The sequence below is a fragment of the Pseudomonas sp. NBB genome (assembly GCF_032701105.1).
Lineage (GTDB): Bacteria > Pseudomonadota > Gammaproteobacteria > Pseudomonadales > Pseudomonadaceae > Aquipseudomonas > Aquipseudomonas asiatica.
Genome location: NZ_CP103994.1, coordinates 5574916 through 5600620 on the forward strand (window position 1 = coordinate 5574916; position 25705 = coordinate 5600620).

Annotated in this window: 16 protein-coding genes; 8 read left to right on the forward strand and 8 right to left on the reverse strand. The window is 63.3% G+C overall.

The annotated features are described in order from the left end of the window. Positions 1–122: 122 nt before the first annotated feature. From betI to trxC, 7 genes are all read left to right on the forward strand, one after another. On the forward strand, positions 123–779 hold the full coding sequence (gene betI / locus NY023_RS25695; protein ID WP_003259891.1) for a transcriptional regulator BetI: 657 nt from the start codon (positions 123–125) through the stop codon (positions 777–779). A 39-nt stretch (positions 780–818) separates the two neighbouring features. Further along, positions 819–2291, forward strand: coding sequence for a betaine-aldehyde dehydrogenase (gene betB / locus NY023_RS25700; RefSeq protein WP_013974588.1), 1473 nt, complete (start codon positions 819–821; stop codon positions 2289–2291). A 78-nt stretch (positions 2292–2369) separates the two neighbouring features. Beyond that, positions 2370–4067 carry a choline dehydrogenase gene (gene betA / locus NY023_RS25705; RefSeq protein ID WP_013974589.1) on the forward strand — a complete coding sequence of 566 codons (1698 nt, stop codon included), beginning with the start codon at positions 2370–2372 and terminating at the stop codon, positions 4065–4067. Between the two features lie 264 nt (positions 4068–4331). Then, a complete protein-coding gene (locus NY023_RS25710) occupies positions 4332–6074 on the forward strand; it encodes a potassium/proton antiporter (protein ID WP_013974590.1) in 1743 nt (580 codons plus the stop codon). 35 nt (positions 6075–6109) lie between these two features. Beyond that, positions 6110–9445, forward strand: a complete 3336-nt coding sequence (gene mscK / locus NY023_RS25715) for a mechanosensitive channel MscK (protein WP_013974591.1) — start codon at positions 6110–6112, stop codon at positions 9443–9445. A 174-nt stretch (positions 9446–9619) separates the two neighbouring features. Further along, complete coding sequence (gene selO / locus NY023_RS25720; RefSeq protein WP_013974592.1) at positions 9620–11080, forward strand: protein adenylyltransferase SelO; 1461 nt, start codon at positions 9620–9622, stop codon at positions 11078–11080. A 69-nt stretch (positions 11081–11149) separates the two neighbouring features. Further along, a complete protein-coding gene (gene trxC / locus NY023_RS25725; RefSeq protein ID WP_013974593.1) occupies positions 11150–11584 on the forward strand; it encodes a thioredoxin TrxC in 435 nt (144 codons plus the stop codon). On the opposite strand, the gene NY023_RS25730 is transcribed toward trxC, so the two are convergent. Both NY023_RS25730 and NY023_RS25735 read right to left on the reverse strand, forming a co-directional pair. Beyond that, positions 11581–12354 carry a ParA family protein gene (locus NY023_RS25730; protein WP_013974594.1) on the reverse strand — a complete coding sequence of 258 codons (774 nt, stop codon included), beginning with the start codon at positions 12352–12354 and terminating at the stop codon, positions 11581–11583. The genes trxC and NY023_RS25730 overlap by 4 nt on opposite strands. A gap of 79 nt (positions 12355–12433) precedes the next feature. Then, the gene (locus NY023_RS25735; RefSeq protein ID WP_013974595.1) at positions 12434–13336 is read right to left on the reverse strand and encodes a LysR family transcriptional regulator; all 903 of its coding nucleotides are present in this window, start codon (positions 13334–13336) and stop codon (positions 12434–12436) included. Between the two features lie 107 nt (positions 13337–13443). On the opposite strand from NY023_RS25735, the gene NY023_RS25740 reads away from it, so the two are divergent. Then, positions 13444–14688 carry an MFS transporter gene (locus NY023_RS25740; RefSeq protein ID WP_023660964.1) on the forward strand — a complete coding sequence of 415 codons (1245 nt, stop codon included), beginning with the start codon at positions 13444–13446 and terminating at the stop codon, positions 14686–14688. A 100-nt stretch (positions 14689–14788) separates the two neighbouring features. Here the strand turns inward: NY023_RS25740 and NY023_RS25745 are convergent, their stop codons facing one another. The 6 genes from NY023_RS25745 to aroB form a co-directional block, all read right to left on the reverse strand. After that, positions 14789–15136, reverse strand: a complete 348-nt coding sequence (locus NY023_RS25745) for a YgiW/YdeI family stress tolerance OB fold protein (protein ID WP_013974597.1) — start codon at positions 15134–15136, stop codon at positions 14789–14791. A 114-nt stretch (positions 15137–15250) separates the two neighbouring features. Further along, positions 15251–16315, reverse strand: a complete 1065-nt coding sequence (gene hemE / locus NY023_RS25750) for a uroporphyrinogen decarboxylase (protein ID WP_013974598.1) — start codon at positions 16313–16315, stop codon at positions 15251–15253. 236 nt (positions 16316–16551) lie between these two features. Then, entirely contained in the window at positions 16552–17970 is a 1419-nt protein-coding gene (locus tag NY023_RS25755) for an FAD-dependent oxidoreductase (protein ID WP_013974599.1), read from the reverse strand. A gap of 106 nt (positions 17971–18076) precedes the next feature. After that, positions 18077–22522, reverse strand: coding sequence for a glutamate synthase large subunit (gene gltB / locus NY023_RS25760; protein WP_013974600.1), 4446 nt, complete (start codon positions 22520–22522; stop codon positions 18077–18079). 372 nt (positions 22523–22894) lie between these two features. Continuing rightward, the gene (locus NY023_RS25765) at positions 22895–24505 is read right to left on the reverse strand and encodes an SPOR domain-containing protein (RefSeq protein ID WP_013974601.1); all 1611 of its coding nucleotides are present in this window, start codon (positions 24503–24505) and stop codon (positions 22895–22897) included. Between the two features lie 15 nt (positions 24506–24520). After that, entirely contained in the window at positions 24521–25618 is a 1098-nt protein-coding gene (aroB, locus tag NY023_RS25770) for a 3-dehydroquinate synthase (RefSeq protein WP_013974602.1), read from the reverse strand. Positions 25619–25705 lie beyond the last annotated feature (87 nt).

Here is a 25705-nt window from a genome sequence, read left to right on the forward strand (position 1 = left end):
AATGGCACAAATTGTCGCAGAGCTTATTCTTTATTGATTGAACGTTCAATCAAAACAAAATAGACTGGCCTTCGCCGAGTCAGCCGCCCGTCGTCTGCTCGCAGGCCTGAGGAGAACGCAAGATGCCCAAGGTCGGTATGCAACCCATCCGCCGCCAGCAGTTGATCGAAGCCACGTTGCAGGCGGTCGATCAGGTCGGACTGGGTGACGCCAGCATTGCGCTGATTGCCCGTTTGGCCGGTGTGTCGAACGGCATCATCAGTCACTACTTTCGGGACAAGAACGGCCTGATAGCAGCGACGATGGGTTACATCATGAACATGCTCAACGAAGGTGTCAGAGCACGTCGCCAGGCCCTGACGGACGACAGCCCGCGCGCCCACCTGAAAGTGATCATCGAGGGCAACTTCGATGCCAGCCAGGTAAACGGCCCGGCGATGAAAACCTGGTTGGCCTTCTGGGCTTCCAGCATGCACCAGCCCGATTTGCACAGGTTGCAGCGGATCAACGACCACCGCTTGTATTCCAACCTGTGCTGCCAGTTCCGCCGCGCCCTGCCGCTCTACCATGCGCGCAAGGCAGCCCGCGGCCTGGCAGCTTTGATCGACGGCTTGTGGCTGCGTGGCGCCCTGTCGGGTGATGCATTCGACACCGACCAGGCGATACGGATTGCTTACGAATACATGGATCTACAACTGGCTAAACAGCACACCCTGGGTACAAACGACCAGGCCGCTGAACAACCGCGCACGGCCCTTGCCAACCCAGCAGGAGCGTGACGCGCAAGCCAAACCACACACTGCACTTGCGAGGACACTATGGCCCGTTTCGGAACGCAAAAACTCTACATTGATGGCGCTTACGTCGACGCTGGCAGCGATGCCACCTTCGAAGCCATCAACCCGGCTACCGGCGAAGTCCTCGCCCACGTGCAACGTGCCACCGAGGCTGACGTCGAGAAAGCCGTCGAAAGCGCCGAGCGTGGCCAGAAAGTCTGGGCCGCGATGACCGCCATGCAGCGTTCGCGCATCCTGCGCCGCGCCGTCGAGATCCTGCGCGAGCGCAACGACGAGCTGGCCATGCTGGAAACTCTGGACACCGGCAAGTCGTACTCGGAAACCCGCTACGTCGACATCGTCACCGGCGCCGACGTGCTGGAGTACTACGCAGGCCTGGTTCCGGCCATCGAAGGCGAGCAGATCCCGCTGCGTGAATCGTCCTTCGTCTACACCCGCCGCGAGCCGCTGGGCGTGACCGCCGGTATCGGCGCCTGGAACTACCCGATCCAGATCGCCCTGTGGAAATCCGCTCCAGCCCTGGCCGCCGGCAACGCGATGATCTTCAAGCCGTCGGAAGTCACCTCGCTGACCACCCTGAAACTGGCCGAGATCTACACCGAAGCCGGCTTGCCGAACGGCGTGTTCAACGTCCTGACCGGCAGCGGCCGTGAAGTCGGCACCTGGCTGACCGAACACCCACGCATCGAAAAAGTCTCCTTCACCGGCGGCACCACCACCGGCAAGAAGGTCATGGCCAGCGCCTCGAGCTCGTCGCTCAAGGAAGTCACCATGGAGCTGGGCGGCAAGTCGCCACTGATCATCTGCGCCGACGCCGACCTGGACAAGGCCGCCGACATCGCCATGATGGCCAACTTCTACAGCTCGGGCCAGGTTTGCACCAACGGCACCCGCGTGTTCATCCCGGCTGAAATGAAAACTGCCTTCGAGGCCAAGATCGTCGAACGCGTTGCCCGCATCCGCGCTGGCAACCCGGAAGACGAAAACACCAACTTCGGCCCGCTGGTCAGCTTCCAGCACATGGAAAGCGTGCTTGGCTACATCGCCAAGGGCAAGGAAGAAGGTGCCCGCGTGCTGTGCGGTGGCGAGCGTCTGACCGCCGGTGATTTCGCCAAGGGTGCATTCGTGGCCCCGACCGTGTTCACCGACTGCACCGACGACATGACCATCGTCAAGGAAGAGATCTTCGGCCCGGTGATGAGCATCCTCACCTACGAAACCGAAGAAGAAGTCATCCGTCGTGCCAACGACACCGAGTACGGCCTGGCCGCCGGTGTCTGCACCAACGACATCACCCGCGCCCACCGCATCATCCACAAGCTGGAAGCCGGTATCTGCTGGATCAACGCCTGGGGCGAATCGCCGGCCGAAATGCCGGTCGGTGGCTACAAGCAGTCGGGCGTCGGCCGTGAGAACGGCGTCAGCTCGCTGGCTCAATACACTCGCATCAAGTCGGTCCAGGTCGAGCTGGGCGGCTACAACTCGGTCTTCTAAGGCCCTGTCCAGCCACGCCCGTGCCTCAGCGCACGGGCGTTCCTGCTCCCTGAACACCGCCAACACGAGGGTACTTTCATGTCCCAAGAATTCGATTACATCATCGTCGGTGCCGGTTCGGCCGGTAACACCCTGGCGACCCGCCTGACCGAAGACGCAGGCGTCACCGTATTGCTGCTGGAAGCCGGTGGCCCCGACTACCGCTTCGACTTCCGCACCCAGATGCCAGCAGCCCTGGCCTTCCCGCTGCAGGGCCGCCGCTACAACTGGGCCTACGAGACCGATCCGGAGCCGTACATGGACGGCCGCCGCATGGAATGCGGTCGCGGCAAAGGCCTGGGTGGCTCGTCGCTGATCAACGGCATGTGCTACATCCGCGGTAATGCCCTGGACTTCGATGGCTGGGCAGAACTGCCAGGCCTGGAAGACTGGACCTATCTGGACTGCCTGCCGTACTTCCGCAAGGCCGAAACCCGCGACATCGGCCCGAACGACTACCACGGTGGCGAAGGCCCGGTCAGCGTGACCACGCCGAAAGCCGGCAACAACCCGCTGTTCCACGCCATGGTCGAAGCCGGCGTGCAGGCCGGTTACCCGCGCACCGAAGACCTGAATGGCTACCAGCAGGAAGGCTTCGGCCCGATGGACCGTACGGTGACCAAGAACGGCCGCCGCTCCAGCACCGCCCGCGGCTATCTGGACCAGGCCAAGAAGCGCCCGAACCTGACCATCGTCACCCACGCCCTGACTGACCGCGTGCTGTTCGACGGCAAGCGCGCCATCGGCGTGACCTACCTGGTCGGTGACAGCGAAGAGCGCGTTGAAGCCCGTGCCCGCAAGGAAGTCATCGTCAGCTCCGGCGCCATCGCTTCGCCGCAGCTGTTGCAGCGCTCCGGCGTTGGTCCGCGCGCCCTGCTGGAAAGCCTCGACATCCCGGTGGTGCACGATCTGCCAGGCGTTGGCGAAAACCTGCAGGACCACCTGGAGCTGTACCTGCAGTACGCCTGCACCCAACCGGTGTCGCTGTACCCATCGTTGCTGTGGTGGAACCAGCCGGCCATCGGTGCCGAGTGGATGTTCAACGGCACCGGCATCGGCGCCAGCAACCAGTTCGAGGCCGGTGGTTTCATTCGTACCCGCCCTGAATTCAAATGGCCGAACATTCAATATCACTTCCTGCCAGTGGCCATTAACTACAACGGCTCCAATGGCGTGAAGGAACACGGCTTCCAGGCACACATGGGTTCCATGCGCTCGCCTGCCCGCGGCCGCATCCAGGCCAAGTCGAAGGACCCGCGCCAACACCCGAGCATTCTGTTCAACTACATGTCCACCGAGCAGGACTGGCAGGAATTCCGTGACGGCATCCGCCTGACCCGTGAAATCATGGCCCAGCCGGCACTGGACCCGTACCGTGGCCGTGAGATCAGCCCCGGCGCGCACGTGCAGACCGATGAAGAGCTGGACAAGTTCATCCGCGAGCACGCCGAAACCGCCTTCCACCCGTCCTGCTCGTGCAAGATGGGCACCGACGACATGGCGGTGGTCGACGGCGAAGGCCGCGTGCATGGCATGAAGGGCCTGCGTGTGGTCGATGCGTCGATCATGCCGCTGATCATCACCGGTAACCTCAACGCCACCACGATCATGATCGCCGAGAAAATCTCGGACAAGATCCGTGGCCGCAAGCCGCTGCCGCGCAGCACTGCCAAGTACTACGTGGCGGGCGATGCACCGGTGAAGGGCAAGCCGATGCGCGAGGTCAAGCAGGCGTAAGCCTGCACCGGCCTCTTCGCGGCTAAAGCCGCTCCCACAGGGCTCACACAGGTTTTGCAACTGTGCAGTACCTGTGGGAGCGGGTTCACCCGCGAAAGGGCCCGCCCAGGCAACACCCGAAAAGGCACCCACCGCGGTGCCTTTTTTTCATCTGCAGAAACGCTTTACAGCCTGCCAATTCATCAGGTTAGAATCATTTGGCACGCGACCTGCTAGCGTCATGCTATCAAGTCCCCTCCCCCGCGGTCCCCGGAGTACCTGCCTTTGGATGCAAGCACCATCAACAGCCTGTTCCTGATCGGCGCATTGCTGGTGGGCGCAAGTATCCTGGTCAGTTCGCTGTCGTCGCGCCTGGGCATCCCTATCCTGGTCATCATCCTTGCGGTCGGCATGATCGCCGGCGTCGATGGTGGCGGCATCATCTTCAACAACTATCCGACCGCCTACCTGGTGGGCAACCTGGCGCTGGCCGTGATCCTGCTCGACGGTGGCCTGCGCACACGGGTGGCGAGCTTCCGCGTGGCGCTGTGGCCGGCGCTGTCGCTGGCCACCATCGGCGTAATGATCACCACCGCCCTCACGGGCCTGGTCGCCGCCTGGCTGTTCGACCTGAGCCTGATCCAGGGCCTGCTGATCGGCGCCATCGTCGGTTCCACCGACGCTGCGGCGGTGTTCTCGCTGCTCGGCGGCAAAGGCCTGAACGAGCGGGTCACCGCCACCCTGGAGATCGAGTCGGGTAGCAACGACCCGATGGCAGTTTTCCTCACCGTCACCCTGATCGACATGATCGCCAGCGGCCAGACCGGCCTGCACTGGAGCCTGCTCACCCACCTGCTGCGCGAATTCGGCATCGGCGGGCTGGTGGGCCTGGGCGGCGGCTGGCTGATGCTGCAACTGGTCAACCGCATCAAGCTGGCTGGCGGCCTGTACCCCATCCTGGTGATCGCCGGCGGCCTGGTGGTGTTCTCGCTGACCAACGCCCTGCACGGCAGCGGATTCCTTGCCGTGTACCTGTGCGGCCTGGTGCTGGGCAACAAGCCCATCCGCAGCCGCCACGGCATCCTGCACATGCTCGACGGCATGGCGTGGCTGGCGCAGATCGGCATGTTCCTGGTGCTGGGGCTGCTGGTCACGCCCCACGACCTGCTGCCCATCGCCCTGCCGGCGCTGGGCCTGGCGCTGTGGATGATCCTGGTGGCGCGCCCGCTGTCGGTGGTCGCCAGCCTGTTGCCGTTCAAGGCCTTCCACGGCCGTGAAAAAGCCTTCATTTCCTGGGTCGGCCTGCGCGGTGCGGTTCCGATCATCCTCGCGGTGTTCCCGCTGATGGCCGGCCTGCCGGACGCCCAGCTGTTCTTCAACCTGGCCTTCTTCATCGTGCTGGTGTCGCTGCTGGTGCAAGGCACCAGCCTGCCGTGGATGGCCAAGCTGCTGAAAGTGACGGTACCGCCAGACCCGGCGCCGATCTCCCGTTCGGCGCTGGAAGTGCACATCACCAGCGAGTGGGAAATGTTCGTCTACCGCCTGGGTGCCGAAAAATGGTGCATCGGCGCCGCCCTGCGCGAGCTGAAGATGCCCGAAGGCACGCGAATCGCCGCGCTGTTCCGGGGCGAGCAACTGCTGCACCCGTCCGGCAGTACGGTACTGGAAGTAGGCGACATGCTCTGCGTGATCGGCCACGAGCACAACCTGCCGGCCCTGGGCAAGCTGTTCAGCCAGGCACCACAACGTGGCCTCGACCTGCGTTTCTTCGGCGACTTCGTGCTCGAAGGCGATGCCGAACTGGGTGCGGTGGCAGCGTTGTACGGTCTGAAACTCGACGGCCTGGACGCGAAAATGCCACTGGCCCAGTTCATCCGACAAAAGGTCGGAGGCGCTCCAGTAGTAGGTGACCAGGTCGAATGGCATGGCACGATCTGGACCGTGGCCACCATGGACGGGAACAAGATTCAGAAAGTAGGCGTCAGATTCCCCGAAGGAACGCGACCCGGACCAGGATTGTTCCTCTAAACTTCGTTTCTGCCGGATCCACAAGTAGTCTGCCTATGTCCCTGCGCGTGTACCTCCGCACAGCCCTGTTCGGGCTGTGCCTGTCTCTCTCGTTCGCCGCTGGCGCGGCCGAGCTTCCCACCACGACTAGCATCCAGAGCAGCCTGAACAAGATTTCCCAGCCCAAGGGTGCCGAGGCCGACCCCAAGGCTGCGCAACAGACACCGGAGCAGAAGGCCCAGCAACAGGTGCTGGAACAGACCCTGGCACTGCTGCTCAGCAAGGAAGACAGCGAAAAGAAGCTTGAGGCACTCAAGCAGCAATTGGCTGGCGCGCCCAAGGAAACCGCCGACAGCCAGCGCGAGCTGATCAAGCTCAAGGCCAGCAAGCCACTGCCGGTGGCCCAACGCTACGCCACCCTGAACGTGCCACAGCTGGAGCAGATGCTCAGCGAGCGCAGTACGCAACAAGGCGAACTGCAAAAGGCACTGTCGGATGCCAACAGCCTGATCATCAACTCGCAGACCCGCCCAGAGCGGGCTCAGGCAGAAATCAGCAACAACCAGACACGTACCCAGCAGATCAACCTCAGCCTCAAGAGCGGCAAGGAGAACGGCAAGCCACTCAACAGCGACCAACGCAACAAGCTCAATGCCGAGCTGGCGTCGCTCAATGCCCTGACCTCGTTGCGTCGCCAGGAACTGGCCGGCAACGGCCTGCTGCAGGACCTGGGCAATGCCCGTCACGACCTGCTGATCGAGCGCGCCACACGAATGGAGCAGGAAATCCAGGACCTGCAATCGCTGATCAACGAAAAGCGCCTGGCCCAGTCGCAGCAGGCGGTCACCCAGCAATCGATCGAAGCGCAGAAAGCCGGCGGCAGCACCCTGCTGGCCAACGAAAGCGCTGCCAACCTGAAACTGTCCGACTACCTGCTCAAGAGCACCGACCGCCTCAACGAGCTGACCCAGCAGAACCTGCGCAGCAAGCAGCAGCTAGACAGCCTGACCCAGGCCGACCAGGCCCTCGATGAACAGATCAGCGTGCTCAAGGGCAGCCTGCTGCTGTCCAAGATCCTCTACAAGCAGAAACAGGCCCTGCCGCACCTGAAAGTGGACCGCGACCTGGCTGACCAGATCGCCGATATCCGTCTTTACCAGTTCGAGGTGAACCAGCAACGCGAGCAGATGAGCAGCCCCGCCGCGTACGTCGACAACCTGCTGCTTGGCCAGCCACAGGAGCAGGTTACCCCTCAGCTGCGCAAGGCGCTGCTGGAGGTGATGATTACCCGCGTCGACCTGCTCGAACGCCTCAGCCGGGAGCTGTCGGCACTGCTCAACGAATCGATCACCTTGCAGCTCAACCAGAAGCAGCTGCTCGGCACCGCCCAGGGCTTGCGCACCACGCTCGAAGAGCAGATGTTCTGGATTCCCAGCAACAAGCCACTGGACTGGGAATGGCTGAGCCTGGTGCCGGCACGCTTTGCCGACCAGGTAGCCAGCCTGCCCTGGGGTTCGGGCCTCAAGGAACTGGCCGATGGGCTGGGCCAGCGCCCGCTGCTGTTCCTGCCCTTGCTGTTGGTGATCGGCGGCCTGCTGTGGCGGCGCAAATACCTGTACCAACGGCTGGGCAAGGTGCACCAGGACATCGGCCACTTCCGCCGTGACAGCCAGTGGCACACGCCCCAGGCGATCTTCATCAACATCCTGCTGGCAATGCCGGTCAGCCTGGGCCTGGCCCTGTGCAGCTACGCCCTGCAGATCGACGCCCGCGGGCAGAATGCCAACCTCGGCGCCGCCCTCTGGCAACTGGCCCAGGCCTGGCTGGTGTTCTACACCGCCTACCGCATCCTCGCCCCGGGCGGCGTGGCGGAAATCCACTTCCGCTGGCACAAGCCGCAGGTCGAGTTCCTGCGCGGCTGGGTGCGGCGCCTGGGCACCGTGGTACTGGCACTGGTCGGTGTGGTGGCGGTGGCCGAACATCAGCCTTCGGCGCTGGCCGATGATGTGCTGGGTATCGGCGTGGTACTGACCTGCTACGCACTGATGGCCTGGCTGCTCAGCCGCCTGCTGCTCAGCAGCCCGGCACACCGCGACACCTCGCTGTTCCGCAAGGCCGTGGGCGTGGCCTTCACCGCCCTGCCCATCGCCCTGTTCGTGGCCGTGTGCTTCGGCTACTACTACACCGCGCTGAAACTTACCGACCGGCTGATCTACACCCTGTACCTGCTGCTGTTCTGGCTGGTGATCGAAGCCGCGTTCGTGCGTGGCCTGTCGGTGGCGGCACGGCGCCTGGCCTACCAGCGCGCGCTGAGCAAGCGGGCGGCGGCCAAGGAAGGGCTGGATGGCGAAGTCATCACCGAAGAACCAACGCTGGATATCGAACAGGTCAACCAGCAGTCGCTGCGCCTGATCCGCCTGGCCCTGCTCGGCGGCTTCATCGCCGGCCTGTACTGGGTGTGGTCGGACCTGATTTCGGTGTTCGCCTACCTCAACAATTTCACCCTGTACGAGTACTCCAGCGGCACCGGAGCCACCGCCAGCATGGTGCCGATCAGCCTGGGCGACTTCCTCGGTGCGCTGGTCATCATCGGCATCACCTTCGCCCTCGCACGGAACTTGCCCGGCCTGCTCGAAGTCCTGGTGCTGTCGCGGCTCAACCTGGCCCAGGGCAGTGCGTATGCCACTACAACCTTGCTGTCCTATGTCATCGTCGGCGTCGGTATCGTCAGCACCCTGTCGACCCTGGGGGTCAGCTGGGACAAGCTGCAATGGCTGGTGGCCGCGCTGTCGGTGGGCCTGGGCTTCGGTATGCAGGAGATCTTCGCCAACTTCATCTCCGGCATCATGATCCTGTTCGAGCGCCCGGTACGGATTGGCGACACCATCACCATCGGCAACCTGTCGGGCACGGTGAGCAAGATCCGCATCCGCGCCACCACCATCACCGACTTCGACCGCAAGGACATCATCGTCCCCAACAAGACCTTCATCACCGGCCAGCTGATCAACTGGTCGCTGACCGACACGGTCACCCGGGTTACGCTGAAGCTGGGCATCGACTATGGCTCCGACCTGGACCTGGTCCGCGACCTGCTGCTCAAGGGAGCCCACGAAAACCCGCGCGTGCTCAAGGACCCGGAGCCGATCGTGTACTTCCTCAACTTCGGTGAGAGCTCGCTGGACCACGAGCTGCGCATGCACGTACGCGACCTGGGCGACCGCAACCCGACGCTGGACGAGATCAACCGCTACATCAACCGCGAGTTCAAGGCTCACAACATCAAGATCTCGGTGCGCCAGGTCGAGGTGTTTCTGATGGATCCGAAGGGCGGCAAACAGCAGCTGATTCCGGTGGAGCAGCCGAAACCGGATGGCACTGCTTCGGCCTGAGTGGGCTCTAATACTTTATTCTGTGCAGAATCCCTGCGAGGGCTTCGCCCTCGTGCGCGCCTGCTCCCACAAGGGCCGCGCCGCTCTCAGGCACTGCGCAATACCTGTGGGAGCGGGCTTGCCCGCGAAGGGCCGCAAAGCGGCCCCAGTCCATCAATTTCTGGAGCCGGCCCCGTGAAAGCCCTCGACCAACTCACCTTCGACAATCGCTTCGCCCGCCTGGGCGACGCGTTCTCCACCCAGGTCCTGCCCGAACCCATCGCAGACCCACGCCTGGTGGTAGCGAGCGAGTCGGCCATGGCGCTGCTCGACCTCGACCCAGCCCAGGCAGAGCTGCCGGTTTTCGCCGAGCTGTTCAGCGGCCACAAGCTATGGGAAGAGGCCGACCCGCGGGCGATGGTCTATTCCGGCCATCAGTTCGGCTCCTACAACCCACGCCTGGGTGATGGCCGCGGCCTGCTGCTGGCCGAAGTGCTGAATGACCAGGGCGAGCACTGGGACCTGCACCTCAAGGGCGCCGGCCAGACGCCCTACTCGCGCATGGGCGACGGCCGCGCCGTGCTGCGTTCCTCGATCCGCGAGTTCCTCGCCTCCGAGGCCCTGCACGCCCTGGGCATTCCCAGCAGCCGGGCACTGTGCGTGATCGGCTCGAGCACTCCGGTGTGGCGCGAAACCCGCGAAAGCGCAGCCATGCTCACCCGCCTGGCGCAGAGCCATGTGCGTTTCGGGCATTTCGAATACTTCTACTACACCAGGCAGCCGGAACAGCAGCGCGTGCTGATCGACCACGTGCTGGAGCAGCACTACCCCGAATGCCGCGATGCCGAGCAGCCTTATCTGGCCATGTTCCGCACCATCGTCGAGCGCAATGCCGAGCTGATCGCCCGTTGGCAGGCCTACGGTTTCTGCCACGGGGTGATGAACACTGACAACATGTCGATCCTCGGCATCACCTTCGACTTCGGCCCGTACGCCTTCCTCGACGACTTCGACGCCAACTTCATCTGCAACCACTCCGACGACCGTGGCCGCTACAGCTACGCCAACCAGGTACCGATCGCCCACTGGAACCTCAGTGCGCTGGCCCAGGCGCTGACCACGGTGATCGAAGTCGAACCACTCAAAGAGGCGCTGGGCCTGTTCCTGCCGCTGTACCAGGCACACTACCTGGACCTGATGCGCCGCCGCCTGGGCCTGACCACCGCGGAAGAGGACGACATGGCGTTGGTCGAGCGCCTGTTGCAGCGCATGCAGAGCGGTGGTGTGGACTACAACCTGTTCTTCCGCAAGCTGGGCGATCAGCCCGTGGCCGAGGCGCTGAAGGTGGTGCGTGACGACTTCATCGACCTGGCCGGTTTCGATGCCTGGGGGGCGGACTACCTGGCCCGCTGCGAGCGCGAAGCGGATAATGTCGAAGGGCGGCGTGAGCGCATGCATGCGGTGAACCCGCTGTATGTGCTGCGCAACTACCTGGCACAGAAAGCTATCGAAGCGGCCGAAGCGGGGGACTACAGTGAAGTGCGACGGTTGCATCAGGTGTTGAGCAAACCGTTCGAGGAGCAGGCCGGGATGCAGGGCTATGCCGAACGCCCGCCGGAATGGGGCAAGCACCTGGAAATCAGCTGCTCCTCCTGACCAACTCCGAACCCTGTGGGAGCTGGCTTGCCGGCGATAGGGCCCGAACAAACAACACAAGGAATTGATATGTCCGAACCACTGGTTATCCCCTGCCCCCACTGTAACGGCCTCAACCGCCTGCCCGCCGAGCGCCTGGGCGACGCGCCGAAATGCGGCCGCTGCAAACAGGACGTGCTGCTGAGCACCCCCTTCGAACTCACCGAAGCCAGCTACGCCAGCCAGATCAAAGGCGACCTGCCACTGCTGGTCGACATCTGGGCCGACTGGTGCGGCCCGTGCAAATCCTTCGCCCCCACCTTCGAACAGGCCGCCCGCCAACTGGCCGGCCGCTGCCGCCTGGCCAAGCTCGACAGCGAAGCCAACCGCAACCTGGCCGGGCAACTGGGCATCCGCTCTATCCCCAGCCTGCTGCTGTTCAAGAATGGCCGTGAAGTCAGCCGTCAGGCCGGGGCGTTTCCACTCCAGTCATTGCTGGAGTGGTTGCGTAGCCAGGGGGTTTAAGCGTTCTCTTCGAGCAGCGAATGCAACTCGACAAACTGCTGGGTCAGCTTGTGCCTGGGCTCCAGGTGAATCAGCGGAAGGCTGGCATGGTGCGACTCACGCATCTTCACCGAGCTGCCCAGGTACACCGGTAGCACCGGGAGCCCTTCGGCCAGCAGCTCGTCGAGCATCTGCTGTGGCAGGCTGGCACGGGACTGGAACTGGTTGACCACGATGCCTTCGACCACCAGGTCTTCGTTGTGGTCATCCTTGAGCTCTTCGATCTCAGCCAGCAGGCCATACAGGGCCTGGCGCGAGAAGCTGTCGCAGTCGAAAGGAATCAGCACGCGATCGGCGGCGATCAGTGCGGAAACCGCATAGAAGTTCAGCGCTGGCGGGGTATCGATGTAAATGCGCTCGTAGTCCTCGTCCAGTTCGTCGAGCAACTTACGCAGCTTGTTGATCTTGTGCTTCGCCTCAAGCTTCGGCTGCAGATCGGCCAGCTCGGCCGTGGCGGTGACCACATGGAGGTTGTCGAACGGGGTTTCGTAGATATCGACCTGGTTCTTCTTGCTGAACGGCCCGCTGGACAGGCTTTGCTTGAAGAAGTCGGCGATGCCCATGGGGATATCGTCGCCGGTCAGGCCAGTCAGGTACTGGGTCGAGTTGGCCTGGGCATCCAGGTCGATCAGCAGGGTCCGATAACCTTCGCTGGCGCTCACAGCCGCCAGGTTGCAAGCGATGCTCGACTTGCCCACACCACCTTTCTGATTGAACACCACGCGCCGCATGATTGACCTCCGTGTATCAACGAATGCCCGAGTATGTGGCGCCGCTGCGGCAATGACCAGTGCCATTTGCCCGGAACAACTACACTGCCCCGCCAACCACCTGCCCCGTGAGCAACTCGGCAAATGCCCGTGCCATCGCCGACCCACCATGCTCGCGCTGCACCAGCCACACAGCCGACATCGCCCCTTCATCCAGCAGCGTACGATAGACCACCCCCTCGATGCGCATGCGCTGGAACGACGCCGGCAGCACCGATACCCCAAGCCCTGCCGATACCAGCCCGATGATGGTCATCGCCTCCCCCGCCTCCTGGGCAAAATGCGGGCTGAAACCCGCCTGGCGCGCCAGGCTCAGCAACTGTGCGTGCAACCCGCTGCCATAGCTGCGCGGGAAGAACACGAACGGCTCATGAGCCAGCGCGGCCATTTGCACGCCATGCTCCGTGCCTTCGGCCAACGGATGCGAGGCATTGATCACTGCCACCAGCGGCTCGCGAAACAACTCGGTGGCCATCAGCCCTTCCGGCAGCGGCATCGGCCGCATCAGCCCGACCTCGATGGACTCGTCGAACACCCCTTCCGCCACATCGCGGCTGCTCATTTCCTTGAGGTTCAGGTGCACCACCGGGAAGCGCTGGCGAAACGCGTGGATGGCCTTGGGGATCTTCGAGGTGAACGGTGCCGAGGAGGTAAAGCCGATCTTCATCTCCCCCAGCTCCCCCAACTGCGCACGCCGGGCGACATCGGCAGCCTTTTCCACCTGCGCCAACACCTGACGGGCCTCCTCGAGGAACAATCGACCCGCCTCGCTCAGCTCCACCCGACGGTTGGTGCGCTCGAACAGCCGGGCACCCAGTTCCTGCTCCAGCGCTTGGATCTGCTGGCTCAAGGGCGGCTGCGAAATACCCAGTTGCTGGGCAGCGCGGCCAAAATGCAGCTCTTCGGCCACGGCGATGAAGTAACGCAAATGGCGCAGTTCCATGATCAGCTCCGAACAGGTCGCAAAACATCTCAAATAGGTCGAACAATATATTGGATCTAATCATTAGCCAGCTATATGCTTTTTTCATTGCGCCAGAGGTACCCCCCGTGAAAACTGCTGCAGCTGCCCTTCCCGCCGAGCCCGAACCTGCCCCGCTGAACGAAATGTGGATCGAAAAAGGCACCCCCGCCTTCATGAAGACCGTGCTGGCGCTATTCAGCGGCGGCTTCGCCACCTTCGCCCTGCTGTACTGCGTGCAGCCGATGATGCCGTTGCTGTCGAAGGAATTTGCCATCAATGCGGCGCAGAGCAGCCTGGTGCTGTCGGTCTCCACAGCCATGCTGGCGTTCGGCCTGCTGATCACCGGCCCTATCTCCGACCGCATCGGGCGCAAGCTGGTGATGGTGTTTGCCCTGGTATGCGCCGCCCTTTCCACCCTGGCCAGCGCGGTGATGCCGAGCTGGGAGCTGGTACTGGCCACCCGCGCCTTGGTCGGCCTGTCGCTGAGCGGCCTGGCGGCGGTGGCGATGACCTACCTGAGCGAAGAGATCCACCCGCAGCACATTGGCCTGGCCATGGGCCTGTACATCGGCGGCAACGCCATTGGCGGCATGAGCGGGCGCCTGATCACCGGCGTGCTGATCGATTTCGTCAGCTGGCACACGGCGATGCTGACCATCGGCGGCCTGGCCTTGGTTGCGGCGCTGGTGTTCTGGAGGGTGCTGCCCGAATCGCGCAATTTCCACCCGCAGGCGATGAACCCACGAAGCCTGCTGGATGGCTTCGTCATGCACTTCAAGGATGCCGGACTACCCTGGTTGTTCCTCGAAGCCTTCCTGCTGATGGGCGCCTTCGTCACCCTGTTCAACTACATCGGCTACCGCCTGCTGGCCGAGCCCTATCACATGAACCAGGCGCTGGTCGGCTTGCTGTCAGTGGTGTACCTGTCTGGCATCTACAGCTCGGCGCAGGTCGGCGCGCTGGCTGACAAACTGGGCCGGCGCAAGGTGTTCTGGGCCAGTATCGTGGTGATGGCGGGCGGTTTGCTGATGACCCTGGCCAGCCCGCTGGTGATGGTGATCCTCGGTATGCTGGTGTTCACCTTCGGCTTTTTTGGCGCGCACTCGGTGGCCAGCAGCTGGATCGGCCGCAGGGCTTTGAAGGCCAAGGGACAGGCGTCGTCGTTGTACCTGTTCAGCTATTACGCAGGGTCGAGTGTGGCCGGTACGGCGGGCGGGGTGTTCTGGCACCAGTGGGGCTGGAATGGCATCGGGCTGTTCATTGGCGGCCTGCTGGCGGTGGCGTTGCTGGTGGCGCTGCACCTGAGCAGGCTACCACCGAAAACTGCTTGAGGCCCATTCGCGGGTAAACCCGCTCCCACAGGGACCGCGTTGGAAATAAGGGAAGCGCCGTACCTGTGGGAGCGGGTTCACCCGCGAAGAGGCCAGCGGATCAGTTGATGATCTCGACCAAATCCACATCCACCTCCCGGCTCATCAGGTGCTTCTCCACCTCACCGGTCAGCTTGACCTTGGTCTTGTCGTTGAACGGCGTCGGTGGCAAGTCTTCATCATCGATTTCCACGGTGATGGTGCCGGTGTTGTCCTTGAACTCGTACTTGTCGTCGTTGTTGATCTTCTTGGTCACGAAGCCTTGCAGCACCACTGGAGTGTCGTCGGCAGCATCGTTGGCCGCAGCTACGGTGGTGACCGACTGGGCGCCAGGGCCGGTGTAGCCGGCAGCCAGGGCGGCAGTGCTGAACAAGGGGGCAAGAATCATCGCAATGTAACGTGCTTTCATGAGGATCAGGTCCTGTTTCGGTTTCGATGGGACCAGATTAACGACGATCGCTGAATTAAAACTTAATGAACAAAAAGCCCGACACATGGCCGGGCTTCGTGTTCAGCGATCGACTCACTGATGGTACTGCGCCGACAGCTCATGCACGGCGTTGATGAACACGCCGGCGTGCTCTGGGTCGACTTCCGGTGTGATGCCGTGGCCGAGGTTGAACACATGGCCTGTGCCGTGGCCATAGCTGGCCAGGATGCGCGCCACTTCCTTGCGGATGGCCTCGGGCTTGGCGTACAGCACGGTCGGGTCCATGTTGCCCTGCAGCGCAACCTTGTCACCCACGCGGCGGCGGGCATCGCCGATCTCGCAGGTCCAGTCCAGGCCCAGCGCGTCGGCGCCGGCTTCAGCGATGCTTTCCAGCCACAGGCCGCCGTTCTTGGTGAACAGGATCACCGGCACCTTGCGCCCTTCGTGCTCGCGAATCAGGCCGCTGACGATCTTGCGCATGTAGGCCAGGGAGAACTCCTGGTAAGCGGCCGCCGACAGGTTGCCGCCCCAGGTGTCGAAAATCTGCACGGCCTGGGCACCAGCGAGGATCTGGCCGTTGAGGTAGCTGGTGACCGACTGGGCCAGCTTGTCCAGCAGCAGGTGCAGGGCCTGCGGATTGTCGTAGGCCATGGCCTTGGTCTTGCGGAAGTCCTTCGACGAGCCGCCTTCGACCATGTAGGTGGCCAGGGTCCACGGGCTGCCGGAGAAGCCGATCAGCGGCACGCGGCCGTTGAGCTCACGGCGGATGGTGCTGACCGCGTCCATCACGTAGCCGAGGTCTTTCTGCGGGTCGGGGATTGGCAGCGCCTCGATGTCAGCCGGGGTGCTGACGACTTTCTTGAAGCGCGGGCCTTCGCCGCTTTCGAAGTACAGGCCCAGGCCCATGGCATCGGGGATGGTGAGGATGTCCGAGAACAGGATCGCCGCGTCCAGCGGGTAGCGGTCCAGCGGCTGCAGGGTGACCTCGCAGGCGAACTGCGGGTTCATGCACAGGCTCATGAAGTCACCGGCCTTGGCGCGGCTGGCGCGGTACTCCGGCAGGTAGCGGCCGGCCTGGCGCATCATCCACACCGGGGTGACGTCTACGGGTTGCTTGAGAAGTGCACGCAGGAAACGATCGTTCTTCAGGGCAGTCATGTCGGCATCCGGAAAAATAGTGCGGGCATTTTCTCAGACGCCAGCGCAAAAGGCACGGTCAAGGCCATGCGTTTTGTCTATTGGATGCCATGGATCAAGGGTTTTTGTATACAAAAATGCCGTTGGGGCTGCTTTGCAGCCCGTCGCGACACAAGGCCGCTCCTACAGGAAGTACGCGATCCCCTGTAGGAACGGCCTTGTGTCGCGATGGGCCGCGAAGCGGCCCCGACAATCAATCAGACTTCCAGGTAGTCCAGAATGCCTTCAGCAGCAGTACGCCCTTCGAAGATAGCCGTCACCACCAGGTCCGACCCACGCACCATGTCGCCACCGGCAAACACTTTCGGGTTGCTGGTCTGGTGCTTGAACTTGCCTTTCTCCGGTGCAACCACGCGGCCCTGGCTGTCCAGTTGGATGCCATGCTGCTCGAACCAAGGCGCCGGGCTTGGGCGGAAGCCGAAGGCGATGACCACGGCATCGGCCGGCAGAATCTCTTCAGACCCCGGGATCGGTTCCGGGCTGCGGCGGCCACGGGCGTCCGGTTCGCCGAGACGGGTCTCGACCACCTTCACGCCTTCGACCTTGTCCTCGCCGACAATGGCGATAGGCTGGCGGTTGTAGAGGAACTTCACGCCCTCTTCCTTGGCGTTCTTCACCTCACGACGCGAACCCGGCATGTTGGCCTCGTCACGGCGATAGGCGCAGGTCACCGATTTGGCGCCCTGGCGGATCGAGGTGCGGTTGCAGTCCATCGCGGTGTCACCACCGCCCAGTACCACCACCTTCTTGCCCTGCATGTCGACGAAGTCTTCCGGCGACTTCTCGAAGCCCAGGTTGCGGTTGACGTTGGCGATCAGGAAGTCGAGCGCGTCATGCACGCCCGGCAGGTCCTCGCCCGGGAAGCCGCCCTTCATGTAGGTGTAGGTACCCATGCCCATGAATACCGCGTCGTACTCGGCGAGCAGTTGCTCCATGGTCACGTCCTTGCCCACCTCGGTGTTCAGGCGGAACTCGATGCCCATGCCGGTGAACACTTCACGGCGGTTGCTGAGCACGGTCTTTTCCAGCTTGAACTCGGGAATACCGAAGGTCAGCAGGCCGCCGATTTCCGGGTTGCGGTCGAACACCACCGGGGTCACGCCGGCACGTACCAATACGTCGGCACAGCCCAGGCCGGCCGGGCCGGCACCGATGATGGCAACGCGCTTGCCGGTTGGCTTGACCTTGGACATGTCCGGGCGCCAGCCCATGGCGAAGGCGGTGTCGGTGATGTACTTCTCCACCGAGCCGATGGTCACCGCACCGAAGCCGTCGTTCAGGGTGCAGGCACCCTCGCACAGGCGGTCCTGCGGGCATACGCGGCCGCACACTTCCGGCAGGGTATTGGTCTGGTGCGACAGCTCCGCCGCAGCCAGGATGTTGCCTTCGGAAACCAGCTTCAGCCAGTTGGGGATGAAGTTGTGTACCGGGCACTTCCATTCGCAATACGGGTTACCGCAGCCCAGGCAGCGGTGTGCCTGCTCCACGGACTGCTGCGGCTTGAACGGCTCGTAGATTTCCACGAACTCCTTCTTGCGCTGGCGCAGCAGCTTTTTCTTCGGGTCCTTGCGGCCCACTTCGATGAACTGGAAGTCGTTGTTCAGACGTTCAGCCATTTTTCAAAACCTCTTTACCGCAGTTGCCAGCCTCAGGCTGCAAGCTGCAAGACGATCACTTGAGCACGACGGGCCCCGCGCACGGGGCCGTCACTTGCAGCTGTTGTTACTGCGGGTTGGCACGGGTGCTGGACAGCAGTTGCTTCAGGTTGGCTGCCTTCGGCTTGACCAGCCAGAAGCGCCGCACGTAGTCGTCCAGGTTCTCCGAGAGCTCACGCCCCCACTCGCTGCCGGTCTCTTCCACGTACTCGGCAAGGACCCGCGCCAGGTGGCTGCGGTAGGCCTCCATCGCTTCACCACTGATACGCTGGATTTCCACCAGCTCATGGTTGAGCTTGTCAACGAAGGTATTGTCCATGTCGAGCACGTAGGCGAAGCCGCCAGTCATGCCAGAACCGAAGTTGTAACCGGTCTTGCCCAGCACACAGACAAAGCCGCCGGTCATGTACTCACAGCAGTGATCGCCAGTGCCCTCGACAACAGCGTGGGCGCCGGAGTTACGTACAGCGAAGCGCTCGCCAGCAGTACCGGCGGCGAACAGCTTGCCGCCAGTGGCGCCGTACAGGCAGGTGTTGCCGACGATGGCGCTGTGCTGGGTTTCGAAAGGGCTGCCGGCTGGCGGCACGATGGTGACCTTGCCACCGGTCATGCCCTTGCCGACGTAGTCGTTGGCATCGCCTTCCAGGTGCAGGTTCAGGCCACCAGCGTTCCACACGCCGAAGCTCTGGCCCGCAGTGCCCTTGAAGCGGAAGGTGATCGGTGCCGCGGCCATGCCCTGGTTGCCGTGCAGGCGGGCGATTTCACCCGAGACCCGCGCACCGATGGAGCGGTCGCAGTTGCAGATGTCGAGGCTGAACTCGCCACCGGCCTGGTCGCGGATGGCCGGCATGGCCATTTCCACCATCTTCTCGGCCAGCTCGCCCTGGTCGAACGGCGGGTTCTTGTCGACTTCGCAGAACTGCGGCTTGTCAGCCGGGATGTGCGAGCTGCCCAGCAGCGGCGTCAGGTCCAGGTACTGCTGGCGCTCGGTGTCGCCTGGCAGCACGTCGAGCAGGTCGGTACGGCCGATCAGCTCGCCGAGGCTGCGTACGCCCAGCTTGGCCAGCCACTCACGGGTTTCTTCGGCGACGAAGGTGAAGAAGTTGATCACCATGTCGACGGTGCCGATGTAGTGATCCTTGCGCAGCTTGTCGTTCTGGGTGGCCACGCCGGTAGCGCAGTTGTTCAGGTGGCAGATGCGCAGGTACTTGCAGCCCAGTGCGATCATCGGCGCGGTACCGAAGCCGAAGCTTTCGGCGCCGAGGATGGCTGCCTTGATCACGTCCAGGCCAGTCTTCAGGCCACCGTCGGTCTGTACCCGTACCTTGCCGCGCAGGTCGTTGCCGCGCAGGGTCTGGTGGGTCTCGGCCAGGCCCAGCTCCCATGGGGCGCCGGCGTACTTGATCGAGGTCAGCGGCGAAGCACCGGTACCACCGTCGTAGCCGGAGATGGTGATCAGGTCGGCATAGGCCTTGGCCACACCGGCGGCGATGGTGCCGACGCCGGCTTCTGCCACCAGCTTGACCGAAACCAGGGCCTGCGGGTTGACCTGCTTGAGGTCGTAGATCAGCTGGGCCAGGTCTTCGATCGAGTAGATGTCGTGGTGCGGCGGTGGCGAGATCAGGGTCACGCCCGGTACCGCGTAACGCAGCTTGGCGATCAGGCCGTTGACCTTGCCGCCTGGCAGCTGGCCGCCTTCACCGGGCTTGGCGCCCTGGGCAACCTTGATCTGCAACACTTCGGCGTTGACCAGGTACTCCGGGGTCACGCCAAAGCGGCCGGTGGCCACCTGCTTGATCTTCGAGCTCTTGATGGTGCCGTAGCGCGCCGGGTCTTCACCGCCCTCGCCAGAGTTGGAACGCGCGCCCAGGCGGTTCATCGCCTCGGCCAGCGCTTCGTGAGCCTCCGGCGACAGTGCACCCAGCGAAATACCGGCGGAGTCGAAGCGTTTGAGGATCGCCTCCAGCGGCTCGATCTGCTCCAGCGGCAGCGGCTGGTCAGCCACTTTCACCTTCAGCAGGTCGCGGATCATCGACACCGGACGCTGGTCGACCAGCGTGGTGTATTCCTTGAACTTGGCATAGTCGCCCTGCTGCACGGCAGCCTGCAGGGTGTTGACCACATCCGGGTTGTAGGCGTGGTACTCGCCACCGTGAACGAACTTCAACAGGCCGCCTTGCTGGATCGGCTTGCGCGCGCTCCAGGCTTCGGCTGCCAGCAGCTTCTGGTCGCTTTCCAGGTCTGCGAAACGCGCACCCTTGATGCGGCTGGAAACGCCCTTGAAGCTCAGGCCGACCACTTCCTCGGACAGGCCGATGGCTTCGAACAACTGCGCGCCACGGTACGAGGCGATGGTGGAGATACCCATCTTCGACAGGATCTTCAGCAGGCCCTTGGAGATGCCCTTGCGGTAGTACTTGAAGACTTCGTCCAGGTCGCCCAGCACTTCGCCGGTACGAATCAGGTCAGCCAGCACTTCATAGGCCAGGTACGGGTAAACGGCCGAGGCACCGAAGCCCAGCAGCACGGCGAAGTGGTGCGGGTCGCGGGCGGTGGCGGTTTCCACCAGGATGTTGCTGTCGCAACGCAGGCCCTGTTCGGTCAGGCGGTGGTGTACCGCACCAACGGCCAGCGAGGCGTGCACCGGCAGCTTGCCAGGGGCAATGTAGCGGTCGCTCAGCACCAGCTGGGTCTTGCCAGCGCGCACTGCTTCTTCAGCCTGGTCGGCAATGTTGCGGATGGCCGCTTCCAGGCCGACGCTCTCTTCATAGTTGAGGTCGATCAGCTGGCGGTCGAAACCTTCGCGCTCCAGGTTCATCAGCGAACGCCACTTGGCGGGCGAGATGACCGGCGAGCTGAGGATTACCCGCGAAGCGTGCTCGGGGGATTCCTGGAAGATGTTGCGTTCGGCGCCCAGGCAGATTTCCAGGGACATGACGATCGCTTCGCGCAGCGGGTCGATCGGCGGGTTGGTCACCTGGGCGAACTGCTGGCGGAAGAAGTCGTACGGCGAACGCACGCGCTGCGACAGAACGGCCATCGGCGTGTCGTCACCCATCGAGCCGACTGCTTCCTGGCCCTGCTCGCCGAGCGGGCGCAGGACCTGGTCACGCTCTTCGAAGGTGACCTGGAACATCTTCATGTACTGCTTGAGCTGGTCGGCGTCGTAGCTGGCCACGCCCTGGTCATCGGTCAGCGTCGCCTGGATGCGCGTGGCGTGCTGACGCAGCCAGCGCTTGTACGGGTGGCGCGACTTCAGGCGGTTGTCGATGGCGTCGGTGTCGAGGATCTGGCCGGTTTCGGTGTCCACGGCGAAGATCTGGCCTGGGCCAACGCGGCCCTTGGCGATGACGTCCTCGGGCTTGTAGTCCCATACGCCGATTTCCGACGCCAGGGTGATGTAGCCGTTCTTGGTGGTCACCCAGCGCGCCGGGCGCAGGCCGTTACGGTCGAGCAGGCACACCGCATGGCGGCCTTCGGTCATTACGATACCGGCCGGGCCATCCCACGGCTCCATGTGCATGGAGTTGTATTCGTAGAAGGCGCGCAGGTCGGCGTCCATGGTCTCGACGTTCTGCCAGGCTGGCGGTACCAGCATGCGCACGCCACGGAACAGGTCGATGCCACCAGTGACCATCAGCTCCAGCATGTTGTCCATGCTAGAGGAGTCGGAGCCGACGCGGTTGACCAGCGGGCCGAGCTCCTCGAGGTCGGGGATCAGGTCGTTGGCGAACTTGGTGCGACGGGCCATGGCCCAGTTGCGGTTGCCGGTGATGGTGTTGATCTCGCCGTTGTGGGCGAGGAAGCGGAACGGCTGCGCCAGCGGCCATTTCGGCAGGGTGTTGGTGGAGAAGCGCTGGTGGAACACGCAGATCGCGGTTTGCAGGCGCTCGTCACCCAGGTCCGGGTAGAAGGCCGCGAGATCGCGCGGCATCATCAGGCCTTTGTAGATGATGGTCTTGTGCGAGAAGCTGCAGATGTAGTGGTCGGCGTCGTGGGCGTTGGCCACGGAGGAACGGCGACGGGCACTGAACAGCTTGATGGCGAATTCCTGGTCGCTCAGGCCTTCACCGCCGATGAACACCTGCTCGATCTGTGGCAGGCGCTCAAGGGCCAGGCGGCCGAGCACGCTGGTATCGATCGGCACCTTGCGCCAGCCGACCAGTTTCAGGCCAGCAGCGAGGATTTCGCGGTCCATGTTGGCGCGGGCGGCTTCCGCTTTGACCGGGTCCTGGTTGAAAAACACCATGCCGACAGCGTACTGCTTGGGCAGCTCGACGGCGAAGTGCTCCTGGGCCACGGCACGCAGGAATTGATCGGGCTTCTGCATGAGCAGACCGCAACCGTCACCGGTCTTGCCGTCGGCGTTGATACCGCCGCGGTGGGTCATGCAGGTCAGTGCCTGCATGGCGGTTTGCAGAAGGTGGTGGCTCGGTTCGCCCGTCATATGGGCGATCAGGCCAAAACCACAGTTGTCCTTGAATTCTTCGGGATGGTACAGACCTGTTTTCATAGACACATTCTCACCAGGTTCACCTCTCAACGGAGGTAAATCTCTTTTTTAACAACCACTTACCATCCACGCCGATCAAACGCCAGCTTTTTTGCGGTGGCCATGGAAAACCATTGTTGCACAGCGACAGCGATGCTCACAAATTTTCATGTCTCACCATTGAAAATTTATGTCGCAATTTTGAATGTTTTTGCGCCATGCGCCGTGATATCGGCTTGGCTCGAGTCTGAAGCGTTTCAGCCATGACTGCAAGTAAGGCTTGTGGCCGGCAGTCTGGGACAGAAAAGCCTGCCGCGTGACAACGCAGCAGGCTAGTCGAAAGTCAGTAATCGCTCAGCAACTGGGCGGCGGGGTGGTGCTGCCCGGAAGGTATCAGCGGGCCGAGGCCAGCTCTTGTTGGACGCTGGCGACGGTACGTGGCCAAGGTTTACCAGCCTGGACCTTCGCTGGCAAGTTCTTGATTGCCGCAACCGCTGCGTCGCGGTTGGCGAAGTTGCCGTAAGTGACTACGTACAGCGGCTTGCCCTGCAGGTTTTTCTTGAAGTAGCGATAGTCGCCACCTTGAGCCTTAACGAACGCCTGAGCCGAAGCCTCGGAGCTGGTACCCAGGATCTGCACCACGTAATTGCCCGGTTTCTGCCCGGCGTACCAGCCGCTGTTGCCGCTGCCACCGGCTGCCGGCTTCTCGACTGGCTTGGCGGCCGGCTTGGCCACGGCGACCTGGGTCGGTGCTGGGGCAGGCTTGGCAGGCGCAACCGGCTTGGCAGGTTGGGTTGCGACAGGTTTTGGCGCAGGCGCAACCGGCTGCGGTTGCGTCTGTACTGGCTGGGCAGGTACCGGTGCCGGGCCCGCTGGCACACCTTGCGGCGGTGCGATGGTGGTCACGGTTGGCGGCGGGTTGCCTGGCTGCAGGGCGGTATCACCGGCCGGGCTGCCCTCTTCACCCTCGCCCATGCCCGCGGCCTGGGCCAGTGGCTCGCGCATCACCGGCTGCGACTGGCCAACCAGCGGCAGCGGCATCGGCTGGGACGAACCCGAGAACTCGATGGCGGGATTGCCACCATTGGCCTGGCCCTCGCCAAGCGGCAGCTGGGCCTGGGCGGCCGGCGCTTCGGCAGGCGCCTTGTCACCTTTCTTCGGCATCAACACCGCGGCCGCAACGGCGACCACAACCACAGCGGACAGCGCGAGCACATGTTTTTTAGGCATCTTGAACCCCATGGATGGTCGCTTGGCCGTCGAGCGGCTGGCGATCATGGCTTCGATCAAAGTGTCACGGGCGACCTGGTTGATGTTGCCAGGCCAGCCGTCGGAGTTTTCATGGATATCGACGATCTGTTCACGGCTGAACACCTCGATGCCCCGGCCAGCACCTTCCAGGCGCTGCTCCAGGTACTCGCGGGTTTCTTCTTCACTGTAGGGGGCGAGTTCGATGATGTGGAAGCGTTCTTCCTCGATATTGATCTCGTCCAGCCCGGCAATCAGCGACGGCTCACCGAACAGGAACACGTGCGGGCGCCCTTCCGGTACACCCGCCGCCAATTCCAGCAACGCTTGGAGTGCCGACTCGTCGAGTTGTTCCGCATCGTCCACCAGCAAATACACTTCCTGGCCGGTCAGTGCCAGTTGCACCACCTTGGCCAGGATCGCCTGCATTTCGGCCTCGGCCACATCCAGGTTCTGTGCAACCTGGCCGAGTACGCTGGCGGCATCGCTGGCGCCACGGGCGGACACCACCACGCTCTGCACCGCCTGCTTGTTGGTACTGGCCACCAGGGCCTGGCGCAGCAGGGTCTTGCCACTGCCCAGCGGGCCGGTGACAACCAGCATCAGCTGGCTGTAGCGCGCCAGGTGATGCAGCTGGCCGAGCACGGGCTTGCGCTGGGCCGGGAAGAACTTGAAGCCGGGCACACGGGGCGCGAACGGATCATGGCTCAACTGGTAATGGTCGAGAAAGGCCTCATCGGCATGCAAACTGGTCATTGCGCTGTCACAACCTCAAAGCTGGGCCACGATCGCGCGGTAATCCGCCGACAACGTGGCCTGTAGAATCTCTTTCGGATAGTCGTCGGTCACCACGGCCTCGCCCATCTGGCGCAGCAGCACCAGACGCAGGCGGCCGTCGAGCACTTTCTTGTCGACCGCCATGTGCTCCATGAAATGCGCCGGGGTCATCTCCTGTGGTGGCACCACCGGCAAGCCTGCGTCCTGCAACAGGCGGATTCCGCGATCGCGCTCGGCCTGGTCGATCCAGCCAAGGCGCATGGACATCTCCAGAGCCATCACCGTGCCCGCCGCCACGGCTTCGCCGTGCAGCCACACGCCGTAACCCATGTGGGTCTCGATAGCATGCCCGAAGGTGTGCCCCAGGTTAAGCGTGGCGCGCACGCCAGACTCGCGCTCGTCGGCACCCACCACCGCGGCCTTGGCCGCACAGGAGCGGCGGATGGCTTCGGTCAGCGCCACCGGGTCGAGGGCACGCAGTGCCTGCATATTGTCCTCGAGCCAGGCAAGGAACGGTTTGTCGCAGATCAGTCCGTACTTGATCACTTCGGCCAGGCCTGCGGACAGCTCGCGCGACGGCAGGGTCTTGAGGCTGGTGGTGTCGATCAGCACCGCATTGGGCTGGTAGAAGGCACCGACCATGTTCTTGCCCAACGGGTGGTTGATGCCGGTCTTGCCGCCGACCGAGGAGTCGACCTGGGACAGCAAAGTGGTCGGCACCTGGATGAAGTCGACGCCGCGCTGGTAGCAGGCGGCAGCGAAGCCGGCCATGTCACCGATCACGCCGCCGCCCAGGGCAACCACGGTGGTGCGGCGGTCGTGCCGTGCAGTCAGCAGGCCATCGAAGATCAGCTGCAGGGTCTCCCAGTTCTTGTGGGCTTCGCCATCGGGCAATACCACTGGCAGCACCGAATAGGCACCCAGGGTCTTGCTCAGGCGTTCGAGATACAGGGGAGCGACGGTCTCGTTGGAAACGATGGCAACCTGCCGCCCGGCGATGTGCGGCGCCAGCAGCTCGGGCTGGTCCAGCAGGCCTTCGCCAATGTAGATCGGGTAGCTACGCTCGCCCAGGTCGACCTTTAGTGTCTGCATGTATCCCCACAATGTACTTGGGCGCGGCGCCGCTCGGGCACCTACGCGGTTACGTTGAACCTCGCCTCGGCGCTGGTGGCCGAGAAT